Below are 20,816 nucleotides of genomic sequence, written 5' to 3' on the forward strand. Positions count from 1 at the left end.
TTGATTTTAAATTCTATGCAATTTGAATTGCAAGCAAATTAAATTAAATTTATAAATCATTGTTTTTTATATTTTTTATTAAAACATATTTTAATTAAATTCAATAAAAAGCGCTCAATTTAGAGCGGTTGTTACTTATATAAATCAGTAGGTTAAATAAGATTACTACACTTTTGTTGCACTATTTTTTAAATCTGCATTTGTCTTGTTTTACGTATTTTTTAAACTACATTCAAAATTATTTTAAATCTACTTTAATGGGAAGTTCCCAACGGCGTCTATTAAATGTCACGGTTCCATCAATGTTGATTGGTAATTGATTACCGTTGTAGTCGAAAACCTTTATGACTTTACCGCCTTTGTTTACCTCAGCAAGCAAATTACATGTGTGCTCAAGCTTTCCAACTTCTGTGACCATAATCATTAATTGCTGCATGATAAAACCTCGAGAGAAAAAGAGATGAGAATAATTTTGCTCAAAATGTGCAATTATCCAGATTATTGAGCAAATAATTGCACACTAAAAAGTCATTACTCAAGAGCCTTCACAAGCGCACCGTGTCTTGCTTTGCAGTCATTATATTTTGCAACTGTATCAACTGACCAGATCATTAAATCTTTGCCAGTTGTACCCTCAATTTCATTTAAATTAGGGCATGCTTGGATGAGGTTAGCTGGTATTACCAGCTTTAATGAGTTCATTGAGTTGCTGCATCCCGTCATCATCAATACAGCTAGACTTATAAACAGGACGCTCCACGATCTTTTGCACTTCACGCTCAATATATTCGACTTTAGTGTTTTGCTCTGCTTTGACTTGCTCATAGTCTGCGCTCACTTTATTGATCTGATTTTGCTTTTCTGCAAGAGCTTTCAAATTCTTGCGCTCAATCTCTTGGATCTGAGATTGACACTTTTGTTCAGCTTCTTTTAGCTGACCAGTTTTGTAATTGAGTACGGCCAAAGATATGGCCAATAAAAAAGCGAGAAACACAATAATGATTTCTCGCCAATATTTAGCTGCAAATACAATCCACATCACTGCGCTCCTATACATTTAGCATGTCTTTCAAGCTGTCTAGTCCAGACGCCATAGCATCCATTTTTACGAATAGAGCAATCGCGCTTTGCAACGTACTTATATTTAAGTAATGAGTCGCAAGCCGCTTTATATTGACCAGCTTTCAAGTGTTTAAGCATTGATGATTTTGCGAATGTTGGTACCCCGTACTGATATGAAAAATCCAAGTAAAGGTCATATTCAGTTTGTGATAATTTCACGCCCTTCAATGAATCTTTAAATGCTACTTCACGTTTTGCGACATCATTACGCAACCATTTATCTGCAGTCGCGCGTGTAATTGGTGGATCTGTCATTTTTACTGGTGAGCCATCGGGTTTAAATGTAGAACCATGGCCCTGTGTTGGCCGATCCCCTTTAACGGGAATTACTGGCTTTGATGTAAACCCTTCATCGTTTTTTACGCCCACAAAAAAAGCAGCCGAAGCTGCTAAGACTGCTGCAATATATTTAGTCTTGTTTGACATTACAGTCACCTTTTAACTTTTTAATACGTAGCTCGTACTCTGCCTTTCGTAACTTATGCTCTACCTTCTCACGGCGATTACGCGCCCAAGCAAAATAAAGCTGTACAGCCAAACCAAGTGCAGCGATTACTAAACCACCCCATGCAATAACATCGATCTTTGCTGCAAATCCGATAAATGACCCCACACCGCTAGTTGCTGTTACTTTTGATGTTAATGTTGCTGCACTAGCTTCAAGTGCAGACTGGGTTTCAGACATTTTATTTCTCCAGAAATAGGCAATAAAAAAGCACCCGAAATGGGTGCTTCATAACTATTGAATGAGTTAATCTCTTAAAACTAACTCATCATTTTTAACTAAATACTTATTTGCTGATACTTGATGATCCACTTCTAAAAACTGTTGCCCCTCTTCAAGATGAATTGTTTCAACTAGAAACTTAGGGCACTCAATTAAATTTTGTATTTCACCAGTTTCAACCTCATAAACTGCAAAATATGCCATTACTTCCTCATCGTCATTGCATGAATATAACGCTGTGACACATTCATTGAGCCACCTGACACTGCTTTAAGTTGTAATTTAAAAGTTCCAGCAATGCCAGTTGAATCATGTCTTGAAATATTCAAGGTTCCAGCACTACGAGAATTGCCTTGCACAGTAATATTGTGCGTATGTGCACCACCTTCTGACATCACTACATTGCCACTTAAATTAACACTATGACTATGTGAACCATTACTGTTTGTACTGCCATTGGCATTGAATGAATGGCTATGATAATCCCCTCCCGCATTTGTTGAACCTGTTGTACCACTCGCATTAAAGCTATGACTATGTGAACCATCTTGTCCGGTATTACCTGAGACATTCACAGTTGAGCCATTATGGTTATGTGAGCCATTTGCATCAGTAATTAAAGCAACAGAACTGTGCTCAATAAAGTGAACTTCCAGATCCTCAAAAACGACTTGATCATTCTTAAGTACACGGCATAAAACCTGTTGTTTAGGGCTGTATCCAGTAAAACTAAATACGGCACCAAAAGTTAAAGTTGTATGCCCCATATCAGATGGAACTGCCAAAGTCTGAATCGTGACATACTCAGTATTTACTGCGACCGAAATCTCAGCAAATGCTGAAACTGGAACTGTTACAGCATTATCTTTGATTTTCAGCGTATCCACTTGAGCATTGCCGATATGTGCTGTTTGAATTGCTCCATCTTCAATGTTGGCAGATTTAGCCTTAAGTGCACCAAGATCAGAGCTAATTGAGCTAAGTTTCTCTACCCAGAGCTTATCCGCATTAACCGTTCCGATTACCGCATCATCAAGCTTTAAACCTGCTGGAATCACAGTGCCATTTGGTAACGTGACTGGTGAAGCCTGATAAACAAATGCATATTTGGCCGCATTACCATTTGCAGCAGGTGGGGCAATCGCAAACATATCAGCACGAATAATAAAGTTAGATGACTTGCCAGAATTCATCAAACCAAATCCAGCAACATAACCTCCTGTATCGAGTTTGACAGTGTACTGTGTACTTATCCCATCAATAGCATCTTGCTGAGTTCGAATACTTGCAGTATGTCCATCGACAGTTGATTGAATCGTATCGACTTTACCTGCTGTAGCCCCTTGAGCATCACTGACCGTTTTAACTTCACTCTGTACAGTTGCCAAATTACTTAAAAATTGCACCTGCACTGTATCTATTCGTTGCCCAAGTGCGCTATCAGCATTTACACGTGCAGTAGATTCAGAAGCAATAGTTGCCTTATTTTCATCTATCTGAGCCTGAGTAATATCAATCCGCTTACTTAGAGCCAAGTCACCTTCAGCTGCTGCTGACTGTAATGACCATGAGCCAGCCTCTGTTGATGAGCTGTCCGCAGTTAGTGAAGTACTATCTGCGGTTAGTGGGGTAACTTTTGCATAGACTCCGCTTAATCGCTCAGTATTTGCATTGATCAAATCACCCTGCTCATCAACGGTAGCTTTCACACTATCCACATAACCTGTTGAGGCCTTGTCACTAAGCTCAGCCTCTACAGACTCAACACGCTCAATTGCAGCACTAGATGCATCTGCTGCTGCATTGGCTTGTGATAGTGCTGTGGCTGCATTTGCCTTAGCTGTTGCAGCATCACTACTTGCAGTGCCAGCTGTTGCTTTTGCCTGATTTGCTACAGTAACAGCAGACCCAGCTTCCGAAACTGCTGCTTCAGATTTACTTACCGCTGTGGCACTATTTTCGAGAGCCTGCCCTGTTTTCTCCTCTGTTGTTTTAACCCTGACATCAATCGCATCAACCTTTAAAGCAGTTGCCTCATTGTCTGCGGTATTAATATCAACTCGTTGACTCACTGCTGATAAAGCTGCATCGTTACTCGCTTTATAAACATTTAAAGCTTGTACCGTAGCAGCATCACCATTCGCTCTTGCTGTAGCTTCCTGTTGAATTAGTGCAGTGTTTTCACCAACTGAAGCTGAAACAGTATCAATGCGCTTACTTAAAGCTAAATCGCCATCAGCATAAGCAGACTGAATTGTCCACGCCCCTGCTTGGTTGCTACCACTATCAGCTGTCCAGTTGTTTTGGTCAGCAGTTAATGGCGTAACTTTTGCATAAACACCATCAAGCTTCTGCGTTTGAGCTTTAACAACGCCATCAATATCCTCAACACTCGCTTTAACTTCTTCAAGTGCACCAGTTGATGCTTTATCCTCTAAAGCAACATTGATTTCATCAATAGATGATGCATTGGCACTAGAAGCATCAGCAGCAGCTTGAGCTTTACTTAAAGCAGTTGCAGCATTGGTTTTTGCAGTTGCAGCATCACTACTAGCGGTATTGGCTGTATTAATAGCACCATCTGCTTTTGAACTTGCCGATTGTGCAGTTGCTGTTGCTTCCTGTGCCATTGATGAAGCTGAACCTGCCTGAGACACCGCTGTATCAGCCTTGCTTATGGCAGTAGCACTATTTTCAAGTGCTTTACCAGCATCATCCGTGGCAACCTTTACACTGGCTCTTAATCCATCAATTGCTTGTGTATTTGCACTAGTATCATCTACAACTGCTGTTACATCGTCTATAACCGAAGCCAGAGCCAAGTCATTGGAAGCAATGTAATTATTCAGTGCCTGAACCTGTGCACCATCAGCATCAGCCAGAGCAATAAGTTTTTGCTGAACAGAAGCATTGTTATTGCCAAAATCTGAACTTAAAGTATCAATTCTTTGGCTTAGTGCGCTATCACCATTGACTCTTGCTAAGGCTTCTTGCTGAATAGCTGCTTGGTTATTTCCTACCTGAGCATTAACGACATCAATGCGCTTACTAAGGGCTAAATCACCTTCAGCAAATGCTGACTGAATCGTCCAAGCAGCAGCTTGGTTACTTCCATTATCTGCGGTCCAGTTGTTCTGATCAGCTGTAAGTGGGGCTACTTGAGCATAAACTCCATCAAGTTTTGTTGCTGTAGCATGTAAGTCATCTGCAACAATATCAACCGATTCTTGAACAGCTGCAATTGATGTGTCGGTGCTTTCTTTATAGGTAGTGACAGCATTAAGAATCTGCTGGTCACCATCAGTTCTAGCCTGAATCTCTTGAGTTAAACCATCACTGACACCTTTAACTGCAGCAATGCGGTCATTGGTTTCTTTCGCAACGGCATCAGAAACTTGCTTAACTTCACCCTGCCGTACCAAAGATTCTTGTGCAATTGCATCTGCACGGGCTTGTGCTTCAGCTGCATCTGCTGCAATTCGATCACTAATTTCTTGTGTAAGGCTATCGTTTAATCCAGAAACATCACTTACTCTTTGCTGGGTTTCAGCATCGATTGCTGCATTCGCAGAATCAATTTCACCCTCAAGAGCAGTAACTTTGTCAATTAAATTTCCGATATCTCCATCAAGACCTTCAATCGTATCAATCTTATTGATCGTATCTCTTAAGTCCTGATCTAACTGCGTTGCAGAAATTAAGCCATCAAGCGCATCAAGAATATCATTCGCCTGTGCAGTTGAAGTGCCACTAACCCAACTAGACCAATCCCCTTTATTACCGATCCGGTCAACCAACCGCCCCCGATACCAGAGTGTCACATTAGCAGCCAAACCCTGCTGCTGTAGTGAAGTCGTTGGATAAGCATAAGAACCCAGAGGCTGAATATTGGCACCATTGGAAGTCGTAGAATATTCAATTTCCGTATATGCAGTATCTAATGCGCCAGTTGCAGGAAATCCCCATTCCACTTTCATTCCGAACATTGTGCCAATCGCTCGGATAAAAGCTAATTTTGGTGGTAACCCCTGCTTACCAGTCAATGCAGTCAAAACTGAGTATGCCGGTAAAGAAGAAATTTCAAATGCTGAAATTGCTGTTACACGCGCCTGATATTGACCCGCATAAATACCTGGTACCTCTACCGAGTTATTGCCTGTCAGTGGTAATTTAATCCAGCTCCCGTCATCTTTACGCCACTCAACCAGATACTTAACTGCTCCACGGGCTTGTGCCCATGACACAATCATTGTGGCAACATTAATACCTTGATCTACTCGGCTTTCACTTGTAATGGTGACGTTTGTAACCGCATCCTGAACAGTAGGATTAACAATTGAAATAGGTGCTTCTTCAAAATGTGCTCCAGTGTCGATTGCATCAAACTTTGAAGGATTGTATTGAAGAGCGGTAATGCTAAATTGATGTTTATCATCTTGAGTAATAGAGATGACCCGAAACTTCATTGTTGCCAAGTCTTGAGCATCTAAAACCCAAATGTTTAGCACAGCAATCGAATTCACATCAAAAGCCGTGGTTACTGTAATAACTCTACCTGCTATTGACTGAACAATACGTGTTTGGGCTTTGCCATTTTCACCATTAATTACGAGTCGGTCGCCAGCTTTTGCAACCACATTATCTCGGTCCAAAGTAATACTTTTACGATCTGCCGAAATAGCAGATACACGACCACCATTTGCACGACCTGCAAATAGAGGATCAGCAACTTCAATTACTTTCCCCGGCAAAGGAATGTGTCCATCTAGACCAACTTTGAAAGACACTGTACGTGTTTCAAGTTGCTCTGACTTTAAAGCCCAGTGACCTGCTCTCTGCGCTTGTCCGCGCGAAGTGCATCCCCAAGCATCAATTTCCAAAATACGAACTTGGCCCGCTTCAGCAATTGCTTTCTCATCACGAACAAACTCATATTCGGTTTTGTAGTGATTAGCTGGGTTATCCCACGCAATTTTTACAACATTATGGCGATCACGCGCACGGGTTCCTGAGTATTCAAAATTGCCATCAATGACATTGGCACGTGTATAAGTGAAATATGTATCTTGGGGAATATCCGCATCGCAAATAATGCTATTACCATCCCAAAACGTTATCGCACGAAACACACCAGCTAACTTAGTTAAAATCTCAAATGCACCTTCTGCGCTCTGAAGATAAACGTTACAAGTAAAGCGTGGTTCCTGCCCCCCTAGACCATCCGGCACCATTTGGTCACAGTATTGTGCTAAACGATATAAAGACCACTTATCAACCATGAGTGGGGTTAATCGGTCACCCAAAGCATAACGGTCTACGGTGCATATATCGTAATAGATCCATGCCGGGTTATTGGAATAAGCCTCTTTGAAAGTGCCGTCCCACATTCCAACATATTGCCGTGTTGCTGGATTGTAATTAGTAGGAACTTTTAGGAGCCTACCCTTTGTATCCATAGCAACTTTTGCTACGTTTCCAAAAGTCTCGGCATCATATTGAAGACCAAGTAAAGCAGTATTTGGATAACGTAATTTTGCATCAATTACCTCTGTTACCGCAGATACATACATCTTGTCGCTGATATATTCAGAAGATGAGTTAGGGGTAATACGTCGAACTCGCAATAACCAGCCACTATCAGCCTTTGGTAGGTCAATACGGTGAGCACGCTCATAATTTGCCGAAGTCTTATCTGAAATTTTAGCTCTTAATACTTCACTCCAACTATTGCCATCAGTCTGCAAATCAATCGCATACTCAATTGTTAATCCGCTCACATCCCCATTTGTTGCGTCTTGAGTACGCAAAGGACCCCATTTGAAACGTACACGGACGGCATCCAGATCTAGATTATTAAATGCTTTTACCCAAGGCGTGCCTGATTTCAACTCAACATCTATTGCTGTCTCATTTTCAACAGCAGGGAAACCTTCTATATATTCCTGATCATTAGTACCATTACGGAAATCTGTTTTTACATTGTCAAAATTAAGAGTTCCAGTTGGACCTTCTAGCGGCGTTTCCTCAAGAAAAACGGATTGAAGACCATTTGCCAAGCCTTCAATCGGCCCTTCGGAAATACCGTATAAAACTTTAATGTAGGTTTTAGATTGTGCTGAATCTGGGGCAACTACTGGCTGTCTAGCTTGTTGATTGCCTTTTTTTGCGCCTTTTACAATCGCCATATCAAATCTCACGCAATAAAAAAGGCGCTAAAAAGCGCCTGTAAAAGATTAAAAAACTACATCTGATCTTCTGGATACTGACCAGCACTGACAATGAATCCACCTACTTCACGCTGCCCATATAGAATGGGTACAGGATTGCCTTGCGCCACTGTAGTCACTGCACCGCCAAAACCTTCGTTTGCTCTGTTGCCATCTTGGTTTTGATCTTGAGTGGTAGATACTTTAGGCATAAGCATCATGGCCACTCCACCAAGCATCATTCCAATACCTGAGCCAATCAATGCAGCACCGAGTGGTGCTCCACCGCCCAATGTGCCTACAGTTACTAAAACCCCCACCACGACCATCACAGCACCCAATACAGTCTGTAATATTCCATTACCGCCTGCACCAACTACACGTGGAACAATATGAATAACCTCAGCTTCAGTATTCATATCAAGCTGTTCTTCACCGATATTGTCACCAGTGATTAGGCGCTTAGTTTCATGATCGTAAATGGCTGGGCGTTTCTTGCCTCGTTTATTACTTGAGTTCTTTCTTTTTAAAAACACGGCAAAGCGTAGGCCCTGCTCATGTGCATGCAACATAAAATGCTCAAAGCCAGCGATCTGAACTGATAAAGCCCGCATAGCTTCACGAGTATTGGCGACATCTAGCTTATATTCACGTCCAAATTTTTTACCCAAAACGCCATATAACTTAATTGTTTTTAACATCTCTGTGCCTCAAGATTTTTACAGTACGTTCACGCCACTGTTGACCATAAATTTCGCGTACTGACTTTCTGTTATACGGATGATGCAGTATTAAACTTGAACCTATGCATTGTTCTGTCTGTTCAGATTTAAGCTGACCATTATCACCCAGCCAAACAACCGCATGATTGGGATGCTCAGTACGCCCAACACGACAAACAAGCATATCGCCATATTGTGGTGTATCTACTTCATAGAAGCCTGCTTTTTCATAGTTTTCAAGATAAAGTGATGGATGGGATTTATCCTCCCACCAAGCATCTTTTCTCTGAAAATCCAACAGCTCCACACCTAACTCACGGCTATAAAAATCACGTATAAGTGCATAGCAATCTTGCCAGCCATGAAAATAATTACGCCCCACTAAAGGGGCGCGATAATCACACGGCTCGTAGATTTGAAAATCCAGATCCGGATATGAACAAATTACCCATGGCTTTTTATGTAGTTCAATCTGAATCAGATCGAGTTCCGATGCTCTTGTTGTTCCATCTGGATGGGAATGCACATAAGCTAAGATTTCGCCTTGATCTTCAGCCATAGCTAAATCTTCAGGATGGATTTCAAACTGATCAGATTGAGCTGAAACATTGCGGCAGCGGATATATTCTTTTCCAACAATTACCCCACAGCATTCATGCGGATAGCATTCATCGGCATGGGTCATGATTGCTTTTTTGGTTTTTGCTGTAAGTTTCATAAAACCTCACAATAAGCTTGAAGCTGGGAACCCGCCGAAAGGTAATGGCTTGTTTTCACCAAATCGTAAGCGGCATGAACGCAAACTCCCACTACATCGATCTAAAGCTGGATCATTGGTAGGCTCATCTTTATCGGTGAACATTGCCGCTCCGGTATATCCACATTCCTCACCACGGTAATTTCCCATCATGCACCAATGACAAAGTGAAGTAATTTGACGTACAGGAATTTTCAACCCTTCAAAATCAATTGGATTTGAAAGCTCAAAGGTCACTTGCTGGGCATTTTCGGATGTTTTTTGCTCGATATACCAAAGCTGCTCCTTGAACTCATTTGAAGCAGTAGGATTACCTGCCGTGAAGTTTTCGGCATCCAGATATTTAGCAAGTGTGGTAATGACTTTAAGTTTAGCCCCAGCAAAGTCTTTAAATTGCAAACAATAGGCAGATAAAGCATTTTGAATTCCATTAATATTGTTGGCCATACTTAAAGTCGGTGCAGAAGCTTTACCATCCGAACGCATTTCAAGGCCAGAGACTTCAAGCGCCATTGGCTCAAATACTTGACCTTGCCAAATAATATTTCGCATCCATACTTTCTGATCGCCGATATTAAAAACTTTATCAGCCTTGATTGTTGCTGTATCAGCTTTCCAGCTCGTCAAATCCGCTGAGACATAAATTTTTTCCCAGTCTTCATAAGAAATATGTCCATGGAAACGTAAAATGCCAGCACCTAAGCTGCTGGCATCTAATTCATACAATGTTATAAGGCCGTCTACATAAAGTTTCTGGAAATCACTGTTCAATGTCATCTGGTAGTGTCTCCTCTAATACAATTTCTTCATGGAAACGGATGTCAATATTACGACCTTCAGGAATATCTACAGGATTTTCAAGATCAGGAACAATCGAAGCAGTTTCAATATCAAACTTCTTCTTGTATGTCTTAATTGAGATGTCATTATTTTCAAGTTGCTTATAAGCTACAGCAACCAACACGTTACCGTTTGCATCCTTTGGCATTTCGATATACCAACCTTCTTGAGCAAAACCTAATGAGCCTTTAATCAGATAATCACCAACACCTAATTTTTCTAAAGTAATTGGCTGTTTTTGTGCGTCATCGTTTAACTCAATTGAATCAGCAAAGAGTTTAGCAACGGGTGAAGCGGATTTGATAAATCCGTTTGCATCGACTGTGGTGTTATGCTCTCCGCGCAATGCGTACCACGGTGTATAAGCGCCTTGATATGATTTACGTCTAAAGCCGATATAGGTTACTGAAGTTGCAATACTTAAATGTGCAGCGTGTTCTGCAGTGTTCCCAGCATTCATACCAATAATGTATTGAGCTTGGGCTAAAGGATAATCACCAGCTGAGGTAGCACCAGCTCCAGTACTTTGTAACCCAATATATGAACCACCTGCATCAAAACCGGATAATGCTGTTGACCCCAAGTTTTTATTTGCAGCAAAACCATTGTTAAGTAATCGTTGATAATCTAATGAATTGCTACTAATTAAACGTGTCCACGGACTCCAAGTCGCACCTAAATCTGAAGTCGATCGAAAGAAAAAGTTTCCGCTTACTGAACCACCAGTTAACGGAATATAAATTTGTGCTCTATAGTTATTTGACCCACTGATATCAGTGACAATCAATGTCCCCACTTGACCTGCAACTGGAAAATTTAAAGCCAATGTTCCAGACGCAAAAGTATCATTGCCATAAAAACCAGGAGTAATAACCTTATTTAAGTCTCCAGATGCATCTGTGTCTATAACTCGAATTCCACGCCCGATACCAAAATTTCCAACAGCTAAAGATCGCCCTAAAGTTGCATCTGTATTACTGGTGGTTTTTGTCATTGTTGCAGCATCACCTAATCCTAATGCAGTTCGTGCAGTAGCTGCCGTAGTTGCGCCTGTACCACCCTTTGCAATTGGTAGAGCTGCGGGGAGTGTGGTTGCATTAGTGGTTCCGGTTAGGAAATCATATAGCTCAGAAAAGTTGGCATTCACATACTGGAAAGCTGTTCGAGCTGGTGTTCCTGATCCGTCATTTGCAGCTGAACCAACATTAATAACTTGCTTAGTCATTTTCTTACTCGCATAAAAAAAGCCCCTAAAGAGGGGCTTCAAAGAGATTAAAAATTAAGGATAAAAGACTTGGGTGAATGTCGTAGAGATTTGCCAAACATCACCGCCCAAACAGCGGGGTTGATATTCACCTGTTTTTACTCGGACCTCACCGTCTAAAGGTGAATCCCAAAGAAACGAGTCAGCACCTTTGTGATCATCAAAGAATGCTTTGATTTGCATAATTTCGGCTTTTTTTGCTGTCCGTGAATATTGCCAAGTACCTGTTCGGTTATTGATTCCTATTGAGACATTTTGCTCATATCCATCACCAAACTTAGATGACAAAGTATTAAAGCTCTGTGAACCAGAGTTGCCTTCTAGATCTTGGCACCAAGTGAATTTACGATTACTCATCTTTTTTTGACCACTCAACTTTCATACTTACCGGACTATCTTTAAAACGTTTTTTGCAATTTTCTAAACTAGTCGTGTCATGATCTGGAGCCAATAAACCTGCCCGCCTACTTTCACGAACTGCCCATTCTTTTACATGTTTGTTTAGTAGCTCTGCAGCTTTAGAACTCTTAGATTGTTTTTTAAAAATGAGGGTGAGCGCCAAACCAAATACAAAGCCTGTTGCATATGCAATATGATTAGACTTAATCAAACTTAAACTTATGTAAAAAACTGCAGTTATCAAAAAAGCAAAGAGGAATGCTATAAAATATCTTTTCATATTCTCACTTCCTGAAAAGCAATAAACCCACTCAGTAAAGTGGGTTTATTTGGGTTTAAGTGGTTAAACTTGGGTAATTAGCGTCTCACTAGATTAAACAAGACACCACCTTGACGGCTTTCGCGTCTAGCCCATGCGTCCATTGCATTATTCAGAGATTCAGCAATTTGCTTTTGCCCTTGTGTATTGACGCTTGCAGATCCATCAGCAAACGTAATTTGCTGACTAATTTGTACATTGCCCTCACTAGCCCCGTTTTGACGATTATTTAAATAATTCGTCAAATCTTTGTTCTGTTGAGGATTTAGTACACGTTCACCACCATCTAAAAGCCATGTACCTTCACGCGGGATATTATCTATACCGTTGTGGGCCATACCTTGGATTGTTTGAGCTGCCATGATACCAACTGAAGCATAACCTGTTGCCCTAACAACTCCAGCCAAAACACTTCCATAAGCGCCACCTTGTGCCAGTGCTTTTGTAGCCCCCTCTTCCGTGTTAACAATTGCTTGAGCTATTGAAGCAGCCTTAGAGGCAAAGAACATAGTTTTGTAAAGTGCATTTGACTTCCCAACACTTTGCTCTAATAGTGCGGTCATGTCTGAAAAGACCTGCCCAGTCATTCCAGCAATTTGCGAATAAACTTGCATCTTGGTTTCAAAATTCTGTTGATCCAAATCACGCTCTTTTTGTGCGTAATCTGCATCAAGTGCGGCTTTCGATTGCAAATACTGCTCATGTGCATCTAAAAGCATAGAATTGCGAAGATTCTCATCTGATATTGCACTTATTCCAGCAACTTCATCGTTGTAGGATGTTTGGAGTCCTCCGAAATCTGAAGAATATTGATTTTGCAAATTAAACTTTGAAAACTCTTCAGGATTAAGTCTATTAAATAGAGATTGAGCAGAGTTCTGACCAACTTGAAAGACGCTGTCAGAAGCTTGGTTTAAAGTTTCAAAAATTGCATAATCCTTAGATTTTGCCATCTCTTCGCGAACACGTTTACTTAAACTATAAGTTTGAAGTATTTCTTCACGTTCACGTTGGTAACGCTTCACAACAATTTCAGTCTGATTTAGATAACCCTCAAACGCCGACTGAATTTGTGCATCTTCTTCGCGTTTTACGGCAGCAATTTCAACTTGTTTTTGACGCTCAAGAGCAGCTTTAATCTCTAAAGCTTTTTTCGATTTCCCGTACTCATACTCGGCATTAGAGTCGATTAACTCTTTTTGTCGATCAAAGTTTTGTTCAATCTGCTTGATTCGATCAGTTTCAAAAGCAAAGTACTGGTTGTACTCTTCCTTTTTATCAGACTCAAGTTTTGCAATTTGAGCGGCATATAATGCATTCTCTTGAGCAAGCTTTTCTTTTAACTGCGGTGTACCAGCGTACGCAAGTGTGATCTTATCAATATTATCTTGATGCTCCTTTGCAAGTCGTTGAGCTTCAGTGTAATACCGTGCGTTAACTTCTTTTCTTGCCTCATCAATAGCCTGTTGAGACTCGGCAGCTTTGTTGATTAATTCAAGTTGATCTGCCTGTGTAGGCATTAAAATTGAATTGTCTACAGTAGATTTTCCAGATACTCCGGCGAACCATTTTTGGAAACCGGGTACGTAACCAGCAACCTCTTTGCGCTTGCTATCTGATAGACCACCTTTCAAATAGGTTCTTAAGCCACCTGCACCTGCATTGTAGGCCATTAAGGCTTTTGCACGATCACCAAAATCTTGGTAGTGTTTTTGCAAGTCTTTTGCCGCTGCTGTTGCAACTTCTTCAATCGAACTTTTTGAATTAAGGCCATACTGTTTTCTAAATACACTCGTTGTTTGGAAAAGACCTGTTGCCCCAGTATGACTTTTTGCTCCAGCATTCGCCCCAGACTCTTGAAGAATCAAGGCAGCAAGTGTTCCAGCAGGCAAACCATACAAACTTTCAATCTGAGCAAAATTATTTGCCTTAGCAATACCTTGTGCACGAGCAATTGCCGCCAACTCGTCTTTACTAAAAGTATAGTTTTTTAGATTGAAGTTCTCGCGGGCAGCAAGTAGCACATCCTTTGGCAATGGTGCTTTAAAAGCATTTTCTCCATTTGCTGCGATCTGTGCATCAGCATAAACATTCGCTTTATCTACACTTACCCCCTCTCTTACAAGTGTCTTGATATATCCTTCTCTAAGCACATCTTGTTTGGCTTGGGTAATGTAGTCACGTTGTTTTTGTGTCAGTGATTGCCATGCCTTAGTAGAGTCTTTGACAGCTTTTGCTTGAGCTTGCTGTGATTTAGTTGTCTCATCAGTAACATCTTTAACTAATTTTTGGATCTCTTTTTGACGATCTATAGAGTTATTTGCAGCATTAATTTTTGTATCTAATTCAGCAACAAACTTAAGTGTACTCTCACTAACCAAGCCTTGCTTTTGTAGCTGAGCAAAAGCATTCTTAGCTTCATCCCCACCTTGTTTTAAGCTAGCAAGGTACGCTTGAATCGCTGTAAATTGCTTAATATCACCTTGAACTTTCAAGTCGTTTTCAAATTGTTCTAACGCTGTAAGAAGACTTTTTAGTTCTCTGGTTTGTTTTTCAACCTCCTCACTTGCCTCAATACCTTTTATAGCTAACTGTGCTGCGGTAAAGCTTTTATATTTTTCTCGAAGTTCACTAATTGCTAAACCTTGCTCTTCAAATGCACTTGTTGCATCTTGAGTGTGTTTGGTCATCAATAAATATGCACCACCAGCTACAGCAATTTGTGTTGCTAACATTGCCAATCCAGCAGGACCACCAAGTAAAGCCATGACTCCAGCTGTAGCGCCAGCAGATCTTGCAAAGCTTGCTAAGCCCACGCCCGCACGAACTGCAAAAATAGCAGTTTGCCCAAGTTGATATGTAGCGACAACCAAAGCAGGAACAAATCTAGTTGCAATGCCAGCAGATACGGCAATAGTTACCGCTTTAATATCATCCCAATTCTCTATAACTGTTTCGATAGCAGGAACAACATTATTTACAAGTCTTGCCTCGACTCCCTGCCATTGTAAATCCATTAATTGAAGGTTTTCTCTTGCTTGAGCTAGGCTTTTAACCAAATCATCAGACATGATTGCACCAGCTTTTTCAGCCGCGTCACCCCATTTTTTAAATCCTTCACCACCATTTTCTAGCAATGGTATAAGTAAAGAAGAATCTGAAATGATTGCTTCCATGTAGAATTTCATATCATTGGTAGAGGCTCCAGCTTTTTCCAATGAGTTATAAAATAGTTGAAGTGCTTCTGGACCGGACAGCTTTTGAAACTGTTGAATCGTTACACCAACTTTAGGGGCTATATTGGTGAAAAAGTCAGCTAAAGGCCCACCACCTGTTTGCTGAAAATCGCCTATACGATCTTGCATGTCTTTCATTTTATCTGCAAAAGATTCCAATGAAATTCCAGCAGTTTCTGCCCCTTTAGCGTAATACTGAAATTCACGCACTGAAGCATTCGCAAGTTTTGAAAACTTTTGAATATCATTTCCAGTCTGAATAACTTGATCACTAAAATTAACAAGTTGAGCCACTGAAAGACCAGCCACCGCACCACTTAATGCACTTACAGCAATAGCTGCAATATTTAAAGAATTGGCAATCCCTTGACTCGATGTTCGCGCCTGCCGTTCAGCTCTACTTAGTGGCTCTGAAAAACTAGCCGTCTGAACCACTAGATCCAGTGTTAATCTGCCAAGTGAATTTGTAGCCATTTCTTTTCTCCAGGCATAAAAAAACCGCCTTTCAGCGGTTAGTTGTTTTTAGAAAAACTATAAATCCTTTTCAATACTAAAAAAACCATAAAAAGGATAGCCTGTCTTATTCTGCTTTATCTCGCATGTCCAGATTCCTTGTGACCTTTTTAGTCCATCAAAGCTACCACTAACCTTTGTATCATTCATTAGTTCAACGACTGGTGTGTGTTTTGATCTAATCTTAACATCACGGATACAATTCTCCATTGAATCGAAACCTCCCTCAAAATATTCTTTTGGTTTATCATTAGAGCACCCAACTAAATTGATCAAAACTAAAAAAATAAATATCTTTTTCATATTGTCCTTATGCCTCTTTAATGTATTTTGCTGTCCAAAATAACAATAATTAAAAACTTATTCATTTACACACCGTTTTTCAATTTTCTTCAATTTAACAAAACGGTATGTAAATGTCACATGCCCCACCTTATGGCAGGGCTAGTTACTATGATACTTCTCAAAATACTCCTCTAATGACAATGAATTGTCATCGTCTGGAGGCGTTTCATGAGGCATAAATATATAAGGGTCTACTTTTGTTCCCTCTTTAACTTTGAAGCCTGTGTAATGTGCCATCCAGCTTCCAAAGCTTTGCTCTAAACGGCGACCGAAGAAAAGAGAGCCATACCTTTGACGGTAGGCTCTCCAATACATCAACTCTCTATGTGAAAGTTTTTGTTCAGCTTCTTCTAAGGTGTTTCCACCGATTCCATTGAGGACGAGTTCAATGAGGAGTTCTCTGTCTGCAAGCTCTTCTTCCGAGACTTTCCCAAAAAATTATTAACTTCATCGGCAGCAGCATACATAGCATTTATTAAACTAGGCTCTGCCTTATAGATGTCATTAACAGTTGAGAAAAAAGGTGTCCCCTTTTGATCTGAGCAAATTGAACCAAGTAATTGAGCAGCTTGCATGTGAGTTGAGTCGATTTTCTTAACCTTTGAATCCTCAAGATTCTCATAATTAAGATCCCATTCAATTGCTTTGGATGCCTCGCGACTTTCCTTGAAGTTCATTTTTTTAACAAAAATATCAGCTTCAAGCTCAACCGTTTCACCAAGTTCTAACAATGAATTTTTGGTCAATTTTTTAAGTGAAGCAACATTACTTTCTGTTACTTCAACATTCCACTTGACGGCTTTTTTAACCGGAACGTTTAGAGTAGTTACACTCTGTTTTAAGTCTGTAATGCTGATCTTAGCCATTATGAAGTCACCGTACGTTTAGTTGGAGTTACACCAGAAGTACGAATTAATGTGAATGAATAACCAACTACAGAATCGACTTCAAATGCATTCGGTGCAGTAGGATTAATATAACCATTGAATGACCACCACATACGATCCTTTGGTAGATCAATCCCAGTTGTTTCATCGTAAGTTGGTGGTGTTGCTGCATGGCCTGAGCCAACATGCCACTCTAAAATCTCTCCAGATTCGGCAATTTCAATTAACTTGTCATGACTGGTGTTCGTATCATCGTAATCGATTTCTATTGCACCTTCACCAGGATCACGCATACCGCGAACATACTGTTTTGATTCTGCATCAAGACAAGTTACATCAATTTTTTGAAATGAATCTTGCCCCAAGTCAATCCGTTTAGAGCAAACAAAACGAACCACTTGACCATTTAACACAGTAAATAACTGTGTTTTTTGAGTTTTAACATTAGCCATTAAGAGCGCTCCTTAATTTTAGGCATAAAAAAAGCACCCGAAATGGGTGCTAAGTGAAAATATGGTTTAAGTTTTATTAGCGGTTTATGATCCAGCTAACATCAAATGAATAATGAGGCATTCCTGTTACTGGGTCCTTATCTGCTTCACCATATCGAACTACATAACAATCAAGTTCAATTGCAAAGCGAATTGCTTTCGCAACCTGATCAACAACATCCTCATCAGTTGCATATACATCAATTTGAATAATTGCATTATCTGAAACAGGACGTGAATCAAGGTTGCTATTTGAATCACCAGAAATTGTTTGCCATGTCACATATGGCGCTTGTGGCTCATCTGGAGCACTTCCAAACTTCCAGACTCGCAAAATTCCATCGCTTTCAAGTAGAGCCTTAACCGCTGGATCTGCTCTGGCTAAATTAAAAATTGGAACATCAATCATTAAGCTGCACCTAAAACCACACTGAGTTCAAAATTAAATACTTGAACAAACTTATCTGTTATCTGTTCAATGTTTTCGTAAAGCGCTGGTCTTAAAAATGGGGTGGCGGGCTGTCTACTTGTACCTAACTCAAGGAATCGCCAGTAAAAGACTCGCCCATCTGTTTGATACGTTTTTCCAACACGCCCAGAACGTCTATTTTGGGCATTATTTGTATATGGAATACGTGCCCCACCACGCACCCCCACGCGCATAACCAAAGTGTTTTTATTTCTACTCCGGCCATTTTGAACCACAATTTCTTTCCAGATTTTTTCTGGAGTGGTAGGATCATCTAGGCGTTTAACTTTTTGACGAGCTGCATCTCTTGCAATATTCATTGCCTGCCGCATCGCTTTACGGGCAATACGTTTTACAGTTTTTTCATTACCGATTGCCTGCATTTTTCTTAAAGCAGGCTCCAAGCCATGTATTTGAGTAGCCATAAATCACACATTCCATGCTTTATCACCTGTTGCAAGGTTGATAGTTAAATACTCACGGCGTGAGTCTGGATCTCGGATAGGGTTACCATCAATCTTGTAAAAGTACCCATCAAAAAGTACCCGCATTGTGCTATCAACTTGCTTTGTTGTACTGCTATAACGAACTTTTGCGCGGGCTTGTATTGCGCTGTTTGCTGCTTTTGCCGCAATAACATCCCTTGTTGAAAGATCAGTAACTTCTGCCCAAATTGTTGCAAAATTAGACCATGAGGTGATTAATTTTCCTGTGTTTTGATCTTGGGTTTGGATGGGCTTTTGAATAGTGATGCGGTAACGTAGGTCGCTTGCTTTCTGTCCCATAAATACCTCAAATAGCAGTAGGATTGCGAAATTTATAGAGCAAGGCTCTAACAGGTGGAGGTAAATAATTGCCATCGACCAGCATTTCGCTTTCAAGATTTCGATTGCTATCGTAATAACCGCACAGAAGAAGAACCGCTACTTTAAATTGATTTGGATAATTGCCATCTGCAAATTCATCGGTCACATAATCTAAGACGGCTTGTTCTGCTGCTTCTCTATATGCTTCTAGCTCTAAATCATTGTCGTTTGAGTCATACCGCAAGTGAGCCTTGACAGTGGCCAAATCTGTAATTGACATTATTTAGCCCCCTTCACGCAAAGCTTAAAGTTAGCATGATCAAATTCGCCAGTATGATCCTTTTCACAGTGCCACAGACTTCCTTTATGGGTCACAAATTGGCCCATTTGATATTTTTCATTAACAGAAAAAACGCCTTGATAAAGTGAATCAAAAGATTTCTGGGCATCATTTGTTTTTTGAGATGACGATTCAGATTTTCCAAATGGATCGTCTTTAGAATCCCGCTTTGAAAGTGCCTCAAGTGAGAAGTTTTGTTGTTGCATATAAATTGCATCACCACCAAGAACAGGAAGCATTCCAATTTTTGCTCGGCCTTCATTTGGCGTTAAAATACAGCCTTTGACATCTTCACGAATCATGTTGTGGAATCTTTCCGAGTCCATACGTATTAAAGTGTCAATATCAAGAAAGCTTTCTACCTTAAATGACTCTAGGTTTAATCCTTCATCAATCAAGTTTTCACGAGATTCGATAAATGCTTGCAAGCAATCAGAATAATAAATACCGTTTGCCTTTTCTGGGTCATCTGGAACAGTTCCAATGCCTATCTTGAAGGGAGGGACATTAAATACACTACAAACAACACGGCCTGACATTTCTAAAAGCTCAAGCATTTGGGAATCTGCAGCACTCATACCTAAAACTGTATAAGTCATTCCATCACCAATCACAGCAGTTTTGCCATAATTAGACCCAGAATAGTTTTGATTCCATCTCGCTTGAATTTCTTCTGCCTTTTCTTTTGCGATTGGACCGGGAGCAACCAGAATTCCACCCGGTCTACTACCATTTCCAAAGAAGTTTGCAGCATTATTCAGGATTTTCACCCCCATTTTTGCAACTACACCACACGCCATAATTGGTGATAGCCCTACTAATGGATGATAAAAAGTATTAATCCGATCATGAATAATTTCAGAAGCTGGTAGAATTTCAGATTCTGCCTGAGTCAAACAATCCTTACTTAATTGGTAAAAGACATTCCCATTTTTATCAATTAGCGGTGTTACCAAATCGGGGTTTAAAACCACCATTCGATAAACCTCACCAAAGGCATCGCGTAATTTCCAAACGTAGGTATTGCCGCGCAATAATAGACTTGATGTCCATTGTTCTTGAAACTGTTGCCATGTCTGATAGTTATTTGGCTTTTTTAACACCCGAAGCTTTTCTGGGATGTCAACATGTACCAGAACACCATCAACTTTAGTTTTGAGTACAATAGGAAGTTTGCCGATGTCTTTAGAAATAAGGCTCACACAAGAAAATACAGCATCGGACGCTGTCAGCTCAGTGCGTGTTAATTCATCATTTTTCTGCCATGCGCCAGAATATGGCTCTTGAACGGTTAAACTATTCCAAACATTTTGCCCAGAAGTATGGACACTTTGGAGGCTTTTTTTACCTTTAAACCAGTCTCTAATGCCCAT

22 protein-coding genes are annotated in these 20,816 nt (G+C 40.4%); all 22 read right to left on the minus strand.

Features of this window, described 5'->3' with window-relative positions; genetic code table 11:
- Nucleotides 1–238: 238 nt before the first annotated feature.
- A complete protein-coding gene (locus NQ782_RS18750; RefSeq protein ID WP_001186628.1) occupies nucleotides 239–436 on the minus strand; it encodes a hypothetical protein in 198 nt (65 codons plus the stop codon).
- Nucleotides 437–670: 234 nt separating this feature from the next.
- The gene (locus tag NQ782_RS18755; RefSeq protein WP_032028976.1) at nucleotides 671–1,039 is read right to left on the minus strand and encodes a hypothetical protein; all 369 of its coding nucleotides are present in this window, start codon (nucleotides 1,037–1,039) and stop codon (nucleotides 671–673) included.
- A complete protein-coding gene (locus NQ782_RS18760) occupies nucleotides 1,039–1,548 on the minus strand; it encodes a lysozyme (protein ID WP_000066823.1) in 510 nt (169 codons plus the stop codon). The genes NQ782_RS18755 and NQ782_RS18760 overlap by 1 nt, the downstream gene beginning before the upstream one ends.
- Nucleotides 1,532–1,807 (minus strand): holin, encoded by a 276-nt coding sequence (locus tag NQ782_RS18765; protein WP_000005351.1) that lies wholly within the window; start codon nucleotides 1,805–1,807, stop codon nucleotides 1,532–1,534. Before NQ782_RS18765 ends, NQ782_RS18760 begins: the two co-directional genes overlap by 17 nt.
- 66 nt (nucleotides 1,808–1,873) lie before the next feature.
- On the minus strand, nucleotides 1,874–2,053 hold the full coding sequence (locus NQ782_RS18770) for a hypothetical protein (RefSeq protein WP_000323007.1): 180 nt from the start codon (nucleotides 2,051–2,053) through the stop codon (nucleotides 1,874–1,876).
- The gene (locus NQ782_RS18775; RefSeq protein ID WP_001018922.1) at nucleotides 2,053–8,034 is read right to left on the minus strand and encodes a phage tail protein; all 5,982 of its coding nucleotides are present in this window, start codon (nucleotides 8,032–8,034) and stop codon (nucleotides 2,053–2,055) included. Before NQ782_RS18775 ends, NQ782_RS18770 begins: the two co-directional genes overlap by 1 nt.
- Before the next feature lie 56 nt (nucleotides 8,035–8,090).
- Nucleotides 8,091–8,756 carry a tail assembly protein gene (locus NQ782_RS18780; RefSeq protein WP_000920733.1) on the minus strand — a complete coding sequence of 222 codons (666 nt, stop codon included), beginning with the start codon at nucleotides 8,754–8,756 and terminating at the stop codon, nucleotides 8,091–8,093.
- Nucleotides 8,740–9,495, minus strand: a complete 756-nt coding sequence (locus NQ782_RS18785) for a C40 family peptidase (RefSeq protein ID WP_000778497.1) — start codon at nucleotides 9,493–9,495, stop codon at nucleotides 8,740–8,742. The genes NQ782_RS18780 and NQ782_RS18785 overlap by 17 nt, the downstream gene beginning before the upstream one ends.
- Nucleotides 9,496–9,501: 6 nt before the next feature.
- Nucleotides 9,502–10,311, minus strand: a complete 810-nt coding sequence (locus NQ782_RS18790) for a phage minor tail protein L (protein WP_031980894.1) — start codon at nucleotides 10,309–10,311, stop codon at nucleotides 9,502–9,504.
- Nucleotides 10,295–11,599 (minus strand): pyocin knob domain-containing protein, encoded by a 1,305-nt coding sequence (locus NQ782_RS18795; RefSeq protein ID WP_267581202.1) that lies wholly within the window; start codon nucleotides 11,597–11,599, stop codon nucleotides 10,295–10,297. Before NQ782_RS18795 ends, NQ782_RS18790 begins: the two co-directional genes overlap by 17 nt.
- A 54-nt stretch (nucleotides 11,600–11,653) precedes the next feature.
- Nucleotides 11,654–11,995, minus strand: coding sequence for a phage tail protein (locus NQ782_RS18800; protein ID WP_000071085.1), 342 nt, complete (start codon nucleotides 11,993–11,995; stop codon nucleotides 11,654–11,656).
- Nucleotides 11,988–12,317: a hypothetical protein gene (locus tag NQ782_RS18805; protein ID WP_031980896.1), complete on the minus strand. Its 330-nt coding sequence runs from the start codon at nucleotides 12,315–12,317 to the stop codon at nucleotides 11,988–11,990. Before NQ782_RS18805 ends, NQ782_RS18800 begins: the two co-directional genes overlap by 8 nt.
- Before the next feature lie 77 nt (nucleotides 12,318–12,394).
- Nucleotides 12,395–16,066, minus strand: a complete 3,672-nt coding sequence (locus NQ782_RS18810) for a transglycosylase SLT domain-containing protein (protein ID WP_032028282.1) — start codon at nucleotides 16,064–16,066, stop codon at nucleotides 12,395–12,397.
- 57 nt (nucleotides 16,067–16,123) lie between these two features.
- On the minus strand, nucleotides 16,124–16,408 hold the full coding sequence (locus tag NQ782_RS18815) for a hypothetical protein (protein WP_000718016.1): 285 nt from the start codon (nucleotides 16,406–16,408) through the stop codon (nucleotides 16,124–16,126).
- A gap of 141 nt (nucleotides 16,409–16,549) precedes the next feature.
- A complete protein-coding gene (locus tag NQ782_RS18820) occupies nucleotides 16,550–16,765 on the minus strand; it encodes a hypothetical protein (protein ID WP_031978683.1) in 216 nt (71 codons plus the stop codon).
- 35 nt (nucleotides 16,766–16,800) lie between these two features.
- Entirely contained in the window at nucleotides 16,801–17,316 is a 516-nt protein-coding gene (locus tag NQ782_RS18825) for a phage tail assembly chaperone family protein, TAC (protein ID WP_031980899.1), read from the minus strand.
- On the minus strand, nucleotides 17,316–17,789 hold the full coding sequence (locus NQ782_RS18830) for a phage tail tube protein (protein WP_031980900.1): 474 nt from the start codon (nucleotides 17,787–17,789) through the stop codon (nucleotides 17,316–17,318). The genes NQ782_RS18825 and NQ782_RS18830 overlap by 1 nt, the downstream gene beginning before the upstream one ends.
- Before the next feature lie 76 nt (nucleotides 17,790–17,865).
- Entirely contained in the window at nucleotides 17,866–18,237 is a 372-nt protein-coding gene (locus tag NQ782_RS18835; protein WP_017724752.1) for a DUF3168 domain-containing protein, read from the minus strand.
- Complete coding sequence (locus tag NQ782_RS18840) at nucleotides 18,237–18,722, minus strand: HK97-gp10 family putative phage morphogenesis protein (protein WP_031980901.1); 486 nt, start codon at nucleotides 18,720–18,722, stop codon at nucleotides 18,237–18,239. The genes NQ782_RS18835 and NQ782_RS18840 overlap by 1 nt, the downstream gene beginning before the upstream one ends.
- Nucleotides 18,723–18,725: 3 nt before the next feature.
- Nucleotides 18,726–19,082: a phage head closure protein gene (locus tag NQ782_RS18845; RefSeq protein ID WP_031980902.1), complete on the minus strand. Its 357-nt coding sequence runs from the start codon at nucleotides 19,080–19,082 to the stop codon at nucleotides 18,726–18,728.
- Nucleotides 19,083–19,089: 7 nt separating this feature from the next.
- The gene (locus NQ782_RS18850) at nucleotides 19,090–19,383 is read right to left on the minus strand and encodes a head-tail connector protein (RefSeq protein WP_000028576.1); all 294 of its coding nucleotides are present in this window, start codon (nucleotides 19,381–19,383) and stop codon (nucleotides 19,090–19,092) included.
- Nucleotides 19,383–20,816: a phage portal protein gene (locus tag NQ782_RS18855; RefSeq protein ID WP_031980904.1), complete on the minus strand. Its 1,434-nt coding sequence runs from the start codon at nucleotides 20,814–20,816 to the stop codon at nucleotides 19,383–19,385. The genes NQ782_RS18850 and NQ782_RS18855 overlap by 1 nt, the downstream gene beginning before the upstream one ends.

The organism is Acinetobacter sp. BD54 (assembly GCF_044778325.1).
Taxonomy (GTDB): domain Bacteria; phylum Pseudomonadota; class Gammaproteobacteria; order Pseudomonadales; family Moraxellaceae; genus Acinetobacter; species Acinetobacter baumannii.

What these genes read in the sequence shown, in the direction of transcription:
- NQ782_RS18750 (WP_001186628.1), bottom strand. Translation starts at nt 436, where the DNA reads ATGCAGCAATTAATGATTATGGTCACAGAAGTTGGAAAGCTTGAGCAC.
- NQ782_RS18755 (WP_032028976.1), bottom strand. Translation starts at nt 1,039, where the DNA reads ATGTGGATTGTATTTGCAGCTAAATATTGGCGAGAAATCATTATTGTG.
- NQ782_RS18760 (WP_000066823.1), bottom strand. Translation starts at nt 1,548, where the DNA reads ATGTCAAACAAGACTAAATATATTGCAGCAGTCTTAGCAGCTTCGGCT.
- NQ782_RS18765 (WP_000005351.1), bottom strand. Translation starts at nt 1,807, where the DNA reads ATGTCTGAAACCCAGTCTGCACTTGAAGCTAGTGCAGCAACATTAACA.
- NQ782_RS18770 (WP_000323007.1), bottom strand. Translation starts at nt 2,053, where the DNA reads ATGGCATATTTTGCAGTTTATGAGGTTGAAACTGGTGAAATACAAAAT.
- NQ782_RS18775 (WP_001018922.1), bottom strand. Translation starts at nt 8,034, where the DNA reads ATGGCGATTGTAAAAGGCGCAAAAAAAGGCAATCAACAAGCTAGACAG.
- NQ782_RS18780 (WP_000920733.1), bottom strand. Translation starts at nt 8,756, where the DNA reads ATGTTAAAAACAATTAAGTTATATGGCGTTTTGGGTAAAAAATTTGGA.
- NQ782_RS18785 (WP_000778497.1), bottom strand. Translation starts at nt 9,495, where the DNA reads ATGAAACTTACAGCAAAAACCAAAAAAGCAATCATGACCCATGCCGAT.
- NQ782_RS18790 (WP_031980894.1), bottom strand. Translation starts at nt 10,311, where the DNA reads ATGACATTGAACAGTGATTTCCAGAAACTTTATGTAGACGGCCTTATA.
- NQ782_RS18795 (WP_267581202.1), bottom strand. Translation starts at nt 11,599, where the DNA reads ATGACTAAGCAAGTTATTAATGTTGGTTCAGCTGCAAATGACGGATCA.
- NQ782_RS18800 (WP_000071085.1), bottom strand. Translation starts at nt 11,995, where the DNA reads ATGAGTAATCGTAAATTCACTTGGTGCCAAGATCTAGAAGGCAACTCT.
- NQ782_RS18805 (WP_031980896.1), bottom strand. Translation starts at nt 12,317, where the DNA reads ATGAAAAGATATTTTATAGCATTCCTCTTTGCTTTTTTGATAACTGCA.
- NQ782_RS18810 (WP_032028282.1), bottom strand. Translation starts at nt 16,066, where the DNA reads ATGGCTACAAATTCACTTGGCAGATTAACACTGGATCTAGTGGTTCAG.
- NQ782_RS18815 (WP_000718016.1), bottom strand. Translation starts at nt 16,408, where the DNA reads ATGAAAAAGATATTTATTTTTTTAGTTTTGATCAATTTAGTTGGGTGC.
- NQ782_RS18820 (WP_031978683.1), bottom strand. Translation starts at nt 16,765, where the DNA reads ATGTATTGGAGAGCCTACCGTCAAAGGTATGGCTCTCTTTTCTTCGGT.
- NQ782_RS18825 (WP_031980899.1), bottom strand. Translation starts at nt 17,316, where the DNA reads ATGGCTAAGATCAGCATTACAGACTTAAAACAGAGTGTAACTACTCTA.
- NQ782_RS18830 (WP_031980900.1), bottom strand. Translation starts at nt 17,789, where the DNA reads ATGGCTAATGTTAAAACTCAAAAAACACAGTTATTTACTGTGTTAAAT.
- NQ782_RS18835 (WP_017724752.1), bottom strand. Translation starts at nt 18,237, where the DNA reads ATGATTGATGTTCCAATTTTTAATTTAGCCAGAGCAGATCCAGCGGTT.
- NQ782_RS18840 (WP_031980901.1), bottom strand. Translation starts at nt 18,722, where the DNA reads ATGGCTACTCAAATACATGGCTTGGAGCCTGCTTTAAGAAAAATGCAG.
- NQ782_RS18845 (WP_031980902.1), bottom strand. Translation starts at nt 19,082, where the DNA reads ATGGGACAGAAAGCAAGCGACCTACGTTACCGCATCACTATTCAAAAG.
- NQ782_RS18850 (WP_000028576.1), bottom strand. Translation starts at nt 19,383, where the DNA reads ATGTCAATTACAGATTTGGCCACTGTCAAGGCTCACTTGCGGTATGAC.
- NQ782_RS18855 (WP_031980904.1), bottom strand. Translation starts at nt 20,816, where the DNA reads ATGGGCATTAGAGACTGGTTTAAAGGTAAAAAAAGCCTCCAAAGTGTC.